Origin of the sequence: Desulfovibrio sp. TomC (assembly GCF_000801335.2) — a bacterium.
Lineage (GTDB): Bacteria > Desulfobacterota > Desulfovibrionia > Desulfovibrionales > Desulfovibrionaceae > Solidesulfovibrio.
The window spans coordinates 281,170-294,718 of record NZ_JSEH01000001.1; the positions used below are offsets into that span (position 1 = coordinate 281,170).

Below are 13,549 nucleotides of genomic sequence, written 5' to 3' on the forward strand. Positions count from 1 at the left end.
TCAATAGGTGCGGTGTGCGGCAAGATCGCTGGGATCAGGCAGCAAGGCTTGCGGCCAGGCCCAAGGCCGTTTTGACCGAGGCGGCGTCGTGGACCCGGTGGATACGCGCGCCCCGGGCCGAGCACAGGGCCGAGGCAATGGCTGTCGCCAGTTTGCGTTCGCCCACCGGCAGACCGCACAGGACGCCGAAAAACGCTTTATTGGACAGCCCCAGATAGACGGGCCGCCCAAAACACAGGAACCGGTCGATATGGCGCAGGATGGCCAGATTATGCTCGGGCCGTTTCCCGAACCCGATGCCCGGATCGAGCACAATATGGTCTTCAGGCAGACCGGCGGCCACCAGCATGGTCAACTTCGCTTCAAAAAAGGCCAGAATATCGGCCACCACATCGACATAACGGGGGTCATTTTGCATGACGTCCGGCCGCCCCAGGCTGTGCATAAGCACATAGCCGGGTTTTTCACCGGCGACGACGTCAAGCAGGCCGGGATCAAAGGCACAGGCCGAAACGTCGTTGACGATGGCCGCCCCGGCCGCCAGGGCGGTGGCGGCACAGCCGGCCCGGTAGGTGTCGACCGACAGCGGCAGGCCTGGGAGTGCGCCGGCCAATCCAGCGATGACCGGCACAACGCGGGCGATCTCCTGGTCCTCGGACACCGGGGCGGCTCCCGGCCGGGTGGATTCCCCCCCCACGTCCAGCATGTCCGCCCCGTCCCGGACAAGGCCCAAGCCATGGGCGACGGCGGCCGCCACGGTGTCGTGGCGGCCGCCGTCGTAAAAGGAGTCCGGAGTGACGTTGACGATGCCGGCGATGCGATCAACTGCGCAGTCGATCTCCCGGCCCGCTGCCAGACGCCACGGCTTTGACGTCTTATCGGCCATGGCCCTGGCTGGAGGAACCATCTGTGGAGCCGGATTCGTCCGCCGGCTTGCCCTCGTCTGGTTCAAGCGTGAACTCATCGCTTGAGGCTGCGGCGCTCGGTGCGGCGGCGGTTCCAGAAGCTGCTTCTGGCCCGGTCCCCGGCGCGCTGGCGGCAGTTCCCCCGGTCGTCCCGACCGGAGGCTCCGGAGGGGGCAGGGTTTCTCCCCGCAGCAGACGGTCAATTTCGTCGCCGGTAATGGTTTCCCGTTCGAGCAGGGCCTTGGCGATGGATTCCAGGGCTTCACCTTCGCTTTCGAGAATGCTGCGCGCCCGACGATAGGCCGACTCGACGATCTTGCGCACCTCGGCGTCGATCTGACGCGAGGTTTCTTCACTGAAGTTACGGTGATGCACGAGATCCTTGCCGAGGAAAATCTCATCCTCGCGTTCGCCGTAAGACAGCGGTCCCAGCACTTCGCTCATGCCCCAGGAGCAGACCATCTTGCGGGCCATGGCCGTGGCGCGTTCGATATCGTTGCCGGCTCCGGTGGTCAGCTGGTTCAAAACCAGTTCTTCGGCCACCCGGCCTCCCATGAGAACAGCCAGATTCTTTTGCAGGAAGTCGCGGGAATAATTATGCCGGTCATCGGTCGGCAGCTGCATGGTGATGCCAAGGGCCATGCCGCGCGGGATGATGGACACCTTGTGGATGGGGTCGGTGCCGACCAGCTTCTTGGCCACCAGGGTATGTCCGGCCTCATGGTAGGCGGTGGTGCGCTTTTCCTCATCCGTGAGAATGAGGCTCCTGCGCTCTTTGCCCATGAGCACCTTGTCCTTGGCGTGCTCGAAATCAGCCATATCCACCCGGTCCTTGTTGGTCTTGGCAGCCTGCAGAGCGGCTTCGTTGACCAGATTTTCCAGGTCCGCTCCGGAAAATCCCGGCGTTCCCCGGGCCAAAATGTCCAGATTGACATCCGGTGAAAGGGGCGAACGGCGGGTATGGACTTCGAGGATGCGCCGACGACCGCGCACGTCCGGGGTGGGCACCACCACCTGCCGGTCAAAACGGCCGGGACGCAGCAAAGCCGGGTCCAACACGTCGGGTCGGTTGGTGGCGGCGATCAGGATGACGCCCTCGTTGGACTCGAAACCATCCATTTCGACCAGAAGCTGGTTGAGCGTCTGTTCGCGCTCGTCGTGGCCGCCGCCAAGGCCGGCCCCGCGCTGCCGGCCAACAGCATCGATTTCATCAATAAAGATCAGGCACGGAGCGTTTTTCTTGCCCTGCAAAAACAGATCGCGGACCCTGGCCGCGCCCACGCCCACGAACATCTCCACAAAGTCGGAGCCGGAGATGGAGAAAAACGGCACCCCGGCCTCACCGGCAACAGCCCGGGCCAGCAGGGTTTTACCTGTGCCTGGCGAACCGACCAGCAACACGCCCTTGGGGATGCGTCCCCCCAACCGGGTGAATTTCTTGGGATCGGAGAGAAACTGCACCACTTCGTACAGCTCTTCCTTGGCCTCATCCACGCCGGCCACGTCTTCAAAGGTGATCCGGGTCTGTTCCTGGGTGATCATACGCGCCCGGGAACGGCCGAAATTCATGGCCCGACCGCCGCCGCCCTGCATCTGGCGCATGAAGAAAATCCAGACGCCGACAAGCAGCAACATGGGGAACCAGGACACGAGCAGGGTCATGTACCAGGGCGATTCCTCGTCCGGTTCGGCCATGACTTCGATCTTTTTGGCCATAAGCGATCCCACGAGACTGGGATCCTCCGGGGCGTAGGTGATGAATTTGCCGCCGCCTGTGGCCACACCGGTGATTTTTTTGCCCTGAATTTTGACGGAAACCACGTCTCCTGCATTCACCTTCTGCATGAATTCAGAATAGGAGAACTTGGTACTCTGGGTTTGGGGCTGGTTAAACAAATTGAACAGGACGACCATGACCAGGGAGATGGCCGCCCAGAGCATGAGATTTTTCGCGAAGCTGTTCAAACTGGAGTCCTCCGGAGGACGGATGGGGCCGAGGCGGCCCGTGGGTTATATAAGGCGTCAGCGATAACACAGCCATACCCGACCTGTCCACGCGACGATGCCGCTACCGCCGGCCCGTCCTCCGGAGACTGTCCCAATCGACCGGGGAGGCTTGCCAAGGGTTTCGATGCTTCCTATTGTCTGCTATGATAAGCTTCCAAGGCATGGCCGGCAAGGAGCAGTAATGGCCGATAAACGTATTTTAACCGTTGACGATTCCGAAAGTGTGCGCGCGCTGGTGGCTTCGGCCCTGCGTCTGGCCGGTTTTGACGTGGTCGAAGCCGTGGACGGAGCGGATGCCCTGGACAAGATTTCCAGCGGATTTGACATGGTCATCACGGATATCAATATGCCCAATATCGGCGGCATCGAACTTCTGACTTCCCTGCGTGCCCGCACAGACACCCGGTTTACCCCGGTCCTGGTGCTGACCACCGAATCCCAACGGCCCCTTCGGGATCAGGCTGTCGCCGCCGGGGCCTCAGGCTGGGTCGTCAAACCGTTTGAACCGGCCAGCCTCGTGGCTGTCGTGCGCCGCTTCATCGGCTGATCATGGCAGCATCCGACACAGGCGACACATCTGCGCTTTCCCCGGCCGAGGCCGACGCCGCCATGGCCGACGCCGCCATGGCCGACGCCAGCGCCCTGCTCTTTCACGATGTCCCCCTGGCTGTCTATCTGCGGGCGGCCAGCGGCGCCTTTCTTGAAGTCAATGCCGCCATGGCCGTCCTTTTCGGCTACGCCGATCCTGCCGCCTTTCTTGCCGCCATGACCGTCACCCCGGAACAATTCTATCTCGATCCGACCATCCGGGACGCCGTGCTCCATGATCTGGCTGCCTCCGGTTCGGTTACCGGCCGGCGGTATCAGGCCATTTGCCGCGACGGCTTTGTCCTGTGGATCGAAGAATCGGCCCACCGCACCGTTTCCCCGGGGGGCGACCTCTTTTATATCGGTTTTTTGCGCGACGTCACCGAAGAAAAAAGCACCAGCTGGGCCTTGACCGAAGCCGAGGAAAAATATCGTTCCATCTTCGAACATGCCGTGGAAGGCCTGTTCCAGATGACGCCGGCCGGCCGCTTCGTCACGGTCAATGGAGCCCTGGCCCGGATGCTTGGCTACAACGCCCCCCAGGAACTGACCGCCCGGGGCGATGCCGCTGCTGCTGTTTTCGTGCGCCCGGAAGACCGACAATTTCTCCACGCAGCCCTGGTGGAAACAGGCGTGGTGCGGGCCATGGAGACCGAGCTGGCCCGGGCCGACGGCCAACACCTCTGGGTGTCGATCCAGGCCAGGGCCGTTCGCAGCAGCGACGGCTCAGTGGTCCTTTACGAGGGGTCCATGGAAGACGTCACCCAACGGCGCCATTCCCAGGAAGCCCTGCGCCGGACCCTCAAACAGACCCGGGCGCTGTTTCATCAGACCGTCAAATCCCTGTCCACCACCGTGCGCTTCCGCGACCCCTATACAGCCAGCCACCAGGATTCCGTCTCCCGGTTGGCCGCGGCCATGGCCCGCACCCTCGCATTGTCCGATGACACCGTGGCCGGCATCCGGGTGGCCGGCCAGCTCCACGACATCGGCAAGATCAGCGTGCCGGTGCGCTACCTGTGTAAACCCGGCCGCCTTGTGGGGCTGGAATGGGAGTTCATGAAGCAGCATGCCGCCACGGGCTACGAGATTTTAAAAGATATCGACTTTCCCTGGCCGGTAGCCGAAATCGTGCTGTGCCATCACGAACGCTTGGACGGGACCGGCTACCCCCGGGGCCTGGACGCTTCGGCCCTGGGCATCGAAGCCCGGATCCTGGCCGTGGCCGACGTACTGGACGCCATGGCCTCCAACCGCCCCTACCGCCCGGCCCTGGGTGTGGACGCCGCTCTGACAGAGCTGGCCCGACACAAAGGCACAGCCTTTGACCCCGACGCCGTCGACGCCGCCCATGACGTGATCGCTGCGGGCACTGTGCGTTACTGACGCCATGCGCCTGACCGATTCCGATCTGCTGCGCGAACTGGACCAGCCGGAATTTGCCCCGATCCGCGAGGCCTTTGCCTCCCGCCGCTATTCCAAAGGCGCTCAGGTTTTCGCTCCACGCGAAAAACAAAACAGCCTGTTCATTGTGGCCAGGGGCCGGGCCAGGGTCTATCTGGCCTACCGGGACAAGGAATTCACCATGGCCATCCTGGATGCCGGTGACGTCTACACCACCCACACCCGGGCCTTTGTCGAGGCGCTTGACGACCTCACCCTGCTGGTGGCCGACCTGAAAACCGTGGGCCGCTTCCTGACCACCATGCCGGCGCTGACCACGTCCATGGTCAAGGTGCTTGGGGACCTTCTATCCCATGCCTTTTCGGTCATCGACGGACTGGCCTTTTTCGACGTGCGAATGCGCCTTCTCCAGCTCCTGCTCTACGAAGCCGAGCGGGCCAATGCCGTTGACGAGCACATCCTGTGCTTCGCCCACGGCCTCAACGTCGAACAGCTGGCCACCATCGTCGGTTCTTCCCGGCAGACCGTCTCCTCGCTGCTCAATGTCCTGGAGCGGGAAGGGATCATCGAGATGCGCGCCCGAGGCGTCATCTGCGTCCCCGACTTCGCCGCTCTGGCCGCCCTGATCGATTCCTAGTGCCTTTGTCGGCAATCTGACAGACACCCCCTGCCTCGAAATCGTAACTCAGGCCAAACGTCCGTATGTTCCGCCGGTGCATCCCCGCCCGGCCGGGCAAACCAGGAGGATGGCATGGCCAAGGATACGAGAACCATCGAGGACCTGTCCCAGTGGGAAGATGCCCGCCGGATGCTTTATAAGGCCCAAAACGAAGGCATCGCCACGGTCTGGGACCGGCTGGCCGAGCAGACGCCGCATTGCAATTTCTGCGACCAAGGATTGACCTGCAGCAAGTGCGTCATGGGCCCCTGCCGCATCAACCCCAAAGGCCCCAAACGCAGGCTCGGCGTCTGCGGAGCCGACGCCGATTTGACTGTCGCCCGCAATTTCGGCCGGTTTATCGCGGCCGGGGCGGCGTCCCACTCCGACCATGGCCGCGATCTGCTGGACGTCCTGGAAGCCGTGGGCCAGGGTGAGAATATCGACTATGCCGTGCGCGACCCCCAAAAGCTCGCCCGGTTGTGCACCGAGGTCGGTCTTGATCCGGTTGGCCTGGATGCCACGGCCCAGGCCAAGGCCCTGGCCGAGGTGTTTTCCAAGGATTTCGGCACGCGCAACCCCGCCCTGTCCCTGCTCTCGCGCGCCCCGCAAAAACGCCGGGACATATGGCAGGACACCCGTACCACGCCGCGCGGCATTGACCGGGAATGCGTGGAGATGCTCCACCGCACCCACATGGGCGTGGATTGCGATCCGGTCTCCATCTGTCTCCACGCCGCCCGCACGGCCCTGGCCGATGGCTGGGGCGGTTCCATGATCGGCACCGAACTCTCCGACGTCCTTTTCGGTACGCCGCGCCCGGCCACGGTCGAGGCCAACCTCGGGGTCCTGGCGGCCGACAAAGCCAATATCCTGGTCCACGGCCATAGCCCGGTGGTCTCGGAAATGATCCTGGCTGCGACCCGCGATCCGGCCATGCTGGCCAAGGCCCAGGCCGCCGGCGCAGCCGGCATCAACGTAGCCGGCCTGTGCTGCACCGGCAATGAGGTGCTCATGCGCCAGGGCGTGCCCCTGGCCGGCAACCACCTCATGACCGAACTGGCGCTGGTCACCGGGGCCGTGGAAATGATCGTGGCCGACTACCAGTGCATCATGCCAAGCCTTGTGCAGATCGCTTCCTGCTACCACACCCAGTTCGTCACCACGTCTGAAAAAGCCCACTTCCCCGGGGCGGCCCACCTGGAATTCACCCTCGGCAACGCCCGGGAAATGGCTATTCAGGCGGTCACCCTGGCCATTGAGGCCTTCCCCCGGCGCGACCCCTCCCGGGTGGAGATCCCGGTTGCTCCGGTGAACCTACGCACCGGTTATTCCAACGAAGCCATTCTCGAAGCCCTGGGTGGTTCGGCCGAACCGCTCCTGGCTGCGATCAAGATTGGCCTGGTGCGCGGGGTGGTCGGCATTGTCGGCTGCAACAATCCCAAGCTGCCCCACGACGGCCTGCTGGTGGGGCTGGCCCGGGAACTTATAAAGCAGGACGTCCTGGTGGTGGTTACGGGCTGCGCCACAGTTGCCATGGGCAAGGCCGGGCTTATGACCGAGGACGGACTGGAGCAGGCCGGGGTCGGGCTGGCGGAGTTTTGCAGCCGCTTCGACTTGCCGCCGGTGCTCCATGTGGGCAGTTGCGTGGACAACTCCCGGATTCTGGCCCTGTGCGCCTTGCTGGCCGATGCGCTTGGCGTCGATATCGCCGATCTGCCCGTGGCCGCCAGCGCCCCGGAATGGTATTCGGAAAAGGCGGCCGCTATTGGCCTGTATGCTGTGGCCAGCGGCATCATGACCCATCTGGGCCTTCCTCCCAACATCCTGGGCAGCGAGCTGGTGACCAATCTGGCCGTCAGCGGTCTGGAAGACGTCTTTGGCGCAAGTTTCGTGGTGGAGCCGGACCCGGTCAAGGCGGCCGCCGCCATCAGCCGGCGCATTACCGCCAAGCGACTGGCCCTGGGCCTTAATGACCGGTTTGACGGCACGGTGTATTCCTAGGTGGAGCAGATATGAAGATCGCATTTGCCGGCAAAGGCGGCGTCGGGAAAACCACGCTGACAGCGCTCCTGGGCGACTATCTGGCCCGTTTGGGTCGGGATGTGGTCTTAATCGACGCCGACACGGCCCTGTCGTTGGGCGCAGCCTGCGGTCTGCCGGAAGAGGCCCTGCCCGCAGCCCTGTGCCACCGTGAAACCCTGGTGCGCCAACGCATCGGCGATGGGGTCTATCTCAATCTCACGCCCCGGGTGGACGATCTGCCCGGGGAGGTGAGCGTAGCCGTGCCGGTTGGCGACGGACCGCGCCCGGGCGGGCGGCTGGGGGAAAAGCGCCTGCTCGTCATGGGCGGAGTATCCGGCGGCGGCGGCGGCTGCGCTTGCGCGGCCGGGCATCTGCTCCAGGCGGTCATTGCCCATGTCCTGACGGCCGACGATGTCTACACGCTGGTCGATTGCGAGGCTGGCGTGGAGCATCTGGGGCGGGGGACGGTGCGCGACGTGGACGGATTGGTGGTGGTCAGCCAGGCATCGCGCCGGTCCCTGGCCGTGGCCGCCCGGGTGTCGGCCCTGGCCCGGGAACTGGGACTGACCCGCCAGATCCTGGCCGTGACCGGCTGCGATGGGGCGGCCCTGGACGCTTTGCCAGCCCTGCCCGGTTTGCCGTCCGTCCAGGTGGCGGTGCCGCCCCTGGCCGGCCTGCTCCAGCGCCAAGCCTTGGACGGCAGTGTCCTGTCCCTGCCTGAAGTGGCGACGGCCGACGCCGCCTGCGCCGCCCTGCTGGCCGGCCTTGGCGACTGAGGTCGTCCTTCCCAATCCGCTGACACTGACCAGGACAACCACCGAGAAAAAAACTTTTCACAAACAATCGGCACGAATTCGTTCAGCCAAAGACGCCAACGCAAACCCGAAAAAAAAGGGAGCGGTCCGAAAACCGCTCCCTTTTGCGCGTTTACGCCAAAGGACTTAGGCGAAAGCCTTTTCAAACGGCGGCACGACCTGCTTTTTGCGGGACAGCACGCCTTCGAGCCACACCGAGTCGCCCTTCACTTCGACGCCGAAGGCCTTGGCAACGTAGCTCGGATCGTCGGAGACGATCAGCATCTCGGAGCCTTCCTTCATGATGTCGGTGAGGAGCAGGAAGACGCTGTGACGGCCCTCAGCCTTGACCTTCTTGCACTCGGCCAAAAGGTCGGCCTTGACCGGCTCAAGGATGGACAGGTCGACCACTTCGAGCTGGCCGATGCCGATCTTCTTGCCGCCCATGTCGAAGTCCTTGTAGTCGCGGAAGACCAGGTCGCGGGCCGGGGTGCCGCCAACGGCCGACTTCACTTTGAACATCTCGACGCCAAGGCCCATGGTGTCGGAAACGCCGGCGATCTTGGCCAGGGCTTCGACAGCGGCTTTGTCAGCCGGGGTGCAGGTGGGCGACTTGAACATGACGGTGTCGGACAGGATGGCGCACAGCATGATGCCGGCCATGGGCTTGGAGATCTCCACCTTGGCGCAGTCGTACATCATCTTGACCACGGTGCAGGAGCAGCCGACGGGCTTGACCAGGATGTCCAGGGGATTGGGGGTGGTCACGTCGCCAAGCTTGTGGTGGTCGTAGATGCCGATCAGTTCGCCCTTGGACAGGTTGTCCAGGCTCTGGGCCAGATCGGAGTGGTCGACCAGGATGATCTTCTTGTCGGTGGCATCGGTGATGATTTCCGGAGCAGCCACGCCGAACTTCTCAAGGACGAAGGCGCTTTCCGGGTTCAGGGGGCCCTGAGCGGCGGCGATGGCGCCCATGCTCTGGGACTTGTTCATGAGATCAGCCACGGCAATGGCGGCGGCAACGGAATCGGTATCGGGGTTTTTGTGACCAACCACGTAAACGGACATACTCTTTTCCTCCTGGTGGTTTTTCGAAGACCCTGTCGGGTCGGCTCCGCATTTAAAACTTGTGAATAATATCCCAAAACCCGTCCTTTGCCAAGTCAAATCCCCGGCTGACAGTGTCTTTTTTGCGCCCCCGCCCGTCCGGCTGTGGCTCGGGTTTGTGAAAAAGGCCTAGAAAAAACGCCAGAGAACGGCCGCGCCCATACCCCCGGCCAGGGTCACGTAAGCCGGACGGTAGCGCAGGGAAAGAACCGCTCCGAGGCTGCCGAGAATCCACAGCTGGCCCCAGGTGGCCTTGGATGAGGAAAGATAGGGCCACACCAGCGGCAGGGCCACGGAAAAAATGGCGATCAACCCGGCCAGGGCCGCGCTAAAGGCCACCCCCTGCAGGACCGCCATATTGACCAGGGCCCGACGTATAAGACGGCCGGGTTCGATGGGAGCATGCTGGCGTTGACGGGCCGCAGTGTACCGGGAAAAGACAATGTTCTCCACCACCCGTTGCGCCCCTTCCAGGGTCGAGAACAACCGGGCCAGGACAGAGGTGGCGGCGGCCACACACAGGGCTTCGGCCGGGGTGGTCAGGGAAAAGACATGCATCAGGGACAGGCCGGCCAGGGTGGCGGCGGCGGCGTTTGGCGGAATGATGGTGCCGGCCGGAATGCCGTCGAGCCAGAACAGCTCGTAGAAAATACAGAGCCTAAGGGTCGCGTCGAGATCACCCTGGCAGGCGGCCCAGAAGCAGCCGATCAGCAGCGGGCGTTCCAGCAGTGCGACGTTTACGGCAAAGCGAAACGACGAGAAAAGGACAAAAAAAAAGCGACGCCAAGGACGTGGAGCAGGATATCGGCCTGGTGGGTCATGGCATGTCTCTCGCCTGCAAGGAATCGTTTAAACCTGAAAACGGAAGCGATAGCTGTACCCGTGTTCTGCCGTTCCTGCAAACCCAGATCATCCTGCCCCGCTCCCTCAGGCCAAACGCGGTTGGGCCGGATCTCCCGGCAGGCAGCGGTAATCCAGGCGCACGCCCTGGTCCCGCAAAAATTCCAGGCAGGATTCGTCTTCTTTGGACAGGGCTACATGGGGGCAGATCTGGCGCTTGCCGGGAGCATAATGAAGATTACCGAGATTGAGGTTTGAAAAATCGAACCCGCGCTCGTAGGCGGCCTGGGCATCCCGACAGTTGGAAAAAAGGATCAGGGCTTCGCTGATGTCAAGCGGGGCGCGGGAGAAATAGGCGGCCAGATCGGCAACAGGCAGAAACACGATCTCAATCCCCGAGGGAATGGCCAGGGACATGATTTCCTGGCGCAGATGATCAGCGGCCAGCTCATCGTTGACCACCACAATCATGCGGGCATGGGTGAACGGCAGCCAGGTTTCGATAATCTGGCCGTGCACGAGGCGGTTATCAACGCGCACGAATGCCACGGCTAGCCCTCGGCCACCTTTTTGCGAAGCACTTCGCCGGCCACGACAATGCCCTGGCAACCGGCCTGTTTGGCCTCAACCGCCAGCGCTTCCAGGGGCTTGGTCCGCGAGCCGAGGATTTTGATCAGCATGGGCAGGTTGACGCCGGTGAGCACTTCCAACCGGCCCGTCCCCAGGAGCGACAGGCTCATATTGGTGGGGGTCCCGCCGAACATGTCGGTGAGGATGAGCACCCCGCCGCCCTGCTCGGTTTCCTTGATGGCGGCCTTCAGCGCTGTCAGCGTCTCGTCCACGGCTTTGGTCAGATCAACGCTGACGGCTTGGCAGAACTCCTGGGGACCCAGAATAAATTCCGCAGCGGCAATGAGCCGCGAACCATAGTCGGTGTGGGTGACGACCACCACGCCCACCGGCGCGTCCGTTCGGGACTGGGCATTCATAAGCAAACATCCCTGAGCATAACGCCCCAACTAGAGGACCCGGTCATCCGGCAACGGCCACGGCGCTGCCTGCGCCCCCTTGGCCGTTCTCCAGACCACGACCAGCCTTCCTGGTCAGTACCCCGCGACAAAACACGCCGTTTCAGGTGAGAATCCGCCCCGGCCCGGCTGACGGACACCGGGAACGTGACGAAAAACGTCCTGGACCGCCCCGCTACCCGCGCTCGATGTGTCGATGTTCCAAAGAAATATTGTAGCCAGCCTTGGACAACGTGTCAAAGACGGACTCGGCCACGGCCACAGAACGATGCCGGCCGCCGGTGCAGCCAAAGGCCAGGGTCAGACGGTAGCGCCCCTCCTTGCCGTAAAGCGGCAGCAGGTAGTGCAGGAATTCGGTGAGGCGGCGCAAAAACTCCCGGCCCGGGTCTTCGGCCAGCACATAATCGCGAACGGCAGCCTCCTTGCCGGTATGCTCCCGCAATGCCTTGTCGAAATACGGGTTGGGCAAAAAGCGCAGATCAAAGACCATATCCGCTTCGGAGGGGGGGCCATATTTGAAGCCGAAGCTCATGACATGGACCTTGAGCGTGCCGGCGGTGGGCCGGATAGAGGCCCATTTTTCCTGCAATTTGCGACGCAGATCGTGGATGGTGAAATGGGTGGTGTCGAGCACCATGTCGGCGGCGTCACGAAGCGGGCGCATCCGCTCGCGTTCCTCAAATACCGCCTGTTCAAGTCCCCGTTCGGCGCTTTCCAGGGGATGGGGCCGCCGGGTGGTGGCGTAGCGGCGGATGATTTCGCCGGTATCAGCTTCAAAAAAGATAATTTGGGGGGCGACGTCCTTGACCTTGATCTGGGCCAGGGTCGCGCCCCAGTCCGTATCGAGATCTGCCTGGCGCACGTCCATGCCAAGGGCCAGCCCCTTGTAGCGCTGGCCGCCCTTCTCGTCGAACAGGTTCATGAGCTTGGGCACGAGGCTGACGGGCAGGCCGTCCACGCAAAAAAAACCCAGGTCCTCAAAGACCCGCAGGGCCGTTGACTTGCCGGAACCGGACAAGCCAGTCAAAATGACGATGATGAGGTCCCTGGCTGCATTTTCCATGGCGTCCTCTCCCCGGCCCGAGGCTTTAACAGATTCCCCGCGCGGCTGTGTGACAACAACCGCGCGGGGAGATGATTTCTGGCGGACCTAGGCGGCGGTGAGCACCTGCCACAAGGCGGCGTCGTTTTCGGCGTCCAGAAAGGCGCGCCGGAAGGTCTCGTCGGAAAGCAGCCGGGAGATGTGGGCCAGGATGCGCAAATGCAGACCCGCAACATGTTCAGGCGCCAGCACCAGGAAAAAGATGCGGCAGGGCTTGAAGTCCAGCGCATCGAAGCTGACGCCGGCAAGGCTTCTTCCAACGACGATGACGATGCGTTCGAGGCTCTCCATCTTGCCGTGGGGGATGGCCACCCCGTCGCCGATGCCCGTGGTGCCCAGATTTTCGCGGTCAAGCAGCACCTGATGGGCGCGTTTGGCGTCAAACTCGGGCCAGTGCGCCTTGATCGGGGCCACCAATTCCGCCAGCACCTCGGACTTGGACTCCGACGCAAGCTCCCCGATCACGAAATCGGGCTGGAGATAGTCCTCTAACCGCATTTAGACGCCCGTTCCAGGATCGATGAGGCCGAAGTCGCCGTTGCGCAGTCGGTAGATGACATTGGGCCGTTCGCTTTCGGAATTGATAAACACCAGGAACTCGTACTTGAGCGCCTCAAGCTGCATGGCGGCCTCTTCAACGGCCATGGGCTTGGGCTCGTACTTGTCCGTCTCGATGATGGTGGGGATGCGGCCGCCCTCGCTGTCCTCACTGATGCTGATGACGTCCATGCGGACCTGCTCGATGGTCTGGCGACGGCGGTCCTTCTGCTTTTCCCGGAATTTCTTGGCCTGGGCCTCAATTTTGTCGAGAATCAGGTCAATGGTGGAGTACATGTCCTCGGACACTTCGTGGGCCGAGATGTGCATGTTGTCGGCCTGGAAGATCACGTCGGCCATCTGGCGGGTCTTTTCCACAGCCAGATTGACCTGCAACTCCGAAGAGTCCACGGCCGTGGTGTATTTGGCAAGTTTTTCAAAACGCTTGCGGGCATAGTCCCGCAAGTGATCGGATGGTTCAAAATTTTTGAAATTAAAGGTGATGTTCATGTTATCCTCCGGGATGGCGTGGTGTGGGGCCGGGAAAACCCGGT

The 13,549-nt window shown here is 62.7% G+C and carries 14 protein-coding genes; 5 read left to right on the plus strand and 9 right to left on the minus strand.

The window, feature by feature from the left end; all coding sequences use genetic code 11:
• Nucleotides 1–34: 34 nt before the first annotated feature.
• Entirely contained in the window at nt 35–886 is an 852-nt protein-coding gene (folP, locus tag NY78_RS01345; RefSeq protein ID WP_082139841.1) for a dihydropteroate synthase, read from the minus strand.
• Nucleotides 876–2,870 carry an ATP-dependent zinc metalloprotease FtsH gene (ftsH, locus tag NY78_RS01350; RefSeq protein WP_043630696.1) on the minus strand — a complete coding sequence of 665 codons (1,995 nt, stop codon included), beginning with the start codon at nt 2,868–2,870 and terminating at the stop codon, nt 876–878. The genes folP and ftsH overlap by 11 nt, the downstream gene beginning before the upstream one ends.
• A 223-nt stretch (nt 2,871–3,093) precedes the next feature.
• Between ftsH and NY78_RS01355 the strand changes: the two genes are divergently transcribed.
• From NY78_RS01355 to NY78_RS01375, 5 genes are all read left to right on the plus strand, one after another.
• The gene (locus NY78_RS01355) at nt 3,094–3,459 is read left to right on the plus strand and encodes a response regulator (RefSeq protein WP_043630697.1); all 366 of its coding nucleotides are present in this window, start codon (nt 3,094–3,096) and stop codon (nt 3,457–3,459) included.
• 2 nt (nt 3,460–3,461) lie between these two features.
• Nucleotides 3,462–4,886, plus strand: coding sequence for an HD domain-containing phosphohydrolase (locus tag NY78_RS01360; RefSeq protein WP_231583680.1), 1,425 nt, complete (start codon nt 3,462–3,464; stop codon nt 4,884–4,886).
• Between the two features lie 4 nt (nt 4,887–4,890).
• Nucleotides 4,891–5,541 (plus strand): Crp/Fnr family transcriptional regulator, encoded by a 651-nt coding sequence (locus NY78_RS01365; protein ID WP_043630699.1) that lies wholly within the window; start codon nt 4,891–4,893, stop codon nt 5,539–5,541.
• A 114-nt stretch (nt 5,542–5,655) separates the two neighbouring features.
• Nucleotides 5,656–7,566, plus strand: a complete 1,911-nt coding sequence (gene cooS, locus NY78_RS01370; RefSeq protein WP_043630701.1) for an anaerobic carbon-monoxide dehydrogenase catalytic subunit — start codon at nt 5,656–5,658, stop codon at nt 7,564–7,566.
• Nucleotides 7,567–7,577: 11 nt separating this feature from the next.
• Complete coding sequence (locus NY78_RS01375; protein WP_043630702.1) at nt 7,578–8,363, plus strand: nucleotide-binding protein; 786 nt, start codon at nt 7,578–7,580, stop codon at nt 8,361–8,363.
• A 165-nt stretch (nt 8,364–8,528) separates the two neighbouring features.
• On the opposite strand, the gene NY78_RS01380 is transcribed toward NY78_RS01375, so the two are convergent.
• The 7 genes from NY78_RS01380 to hpf all read right to left on the minus strand — a co-directional run bounded on the left by NY78_RS01380 (nt 8,529) and on the right by hpf (nt 13,505).
• A complete protein-coding gene (locus tag NY78_RS01380) occupies nt 8,529–9,449 on the minus strand; it encodes a manganese-dependent inorganic pyrophosphatase (protein WP_043630703.1) in 921 nt (306 codons plus the stop codon).
• 168 nt (nt 9,450–9,617) lie between these two features.
• Entirely contained in the window at nt 9,618–10,334 is a 717-nt protein-coding gene (locus NY78_RS24425) for a PTS sugar transporter subunit IIC (RefSeq protein WP_156180819.1), read from the minus strand.
• Between the two features lie 81 nt (nt 10,335–10,415).
• A complete protein-coding gene (locus tag NY78_RS01390; RefSeq protein WP_043630705.1) occupies nt 10,416–10,877 on the minus strand; it encodes a PTS sugar transporter subunit IIB in 462 nt (153 codons plus the stop codon).
• A gap of 2 nt (nt 10,878–10,879) precedes the next feature.
• Nucleotides 10,880–11,317, minus strand: a complete 438-nt coding sequence (locus NY78_RS01395; RefSeq protein ID WP_043630706.1) for a PTS sugar transporter subunit IIA — start codon at nt 11,315–11,317, stop codon at nt 10,880–10,882.
• 214 nt (nt 11,318–11,531) lie between these two features.
• A complete protein-coding gene (gene rapZ, locus NY78_RS01400) occupies nt 11,532–12,419 on the minus strand; it encodes an RNase adapter RapZ (RefSeq protein ID WP_043630707.1) in 888 nt (295 codons plus the stop codon).
• 87 nt (nt 12,420–12,506) lie between these two features.
• Nucleotides 12,507–12,956, minus strand: coding sequence for a PTS sugar transporter subunit IIA (locus tag NY78_RS01405; protein WP_043630708.1), 450 nt, complete (start codon nt 12,954–12,956; stop codon nt 12,507–12,509).
• Nucleotides 12,957–13,505, minus strand: a complete 549-nt coding sequence (gene hpf / locus NY78_RS01410) for a ribosome hibernation-promoting factor, HPF/YfiA family (RefSeq protein ID WP_043630709.1) — start codon at nt 13,503–13,505, stop codon at nt 12,957–12,959.
• Between the last annotated feature and the right edge of the window lie 44 nt (nt 13,506–13,549).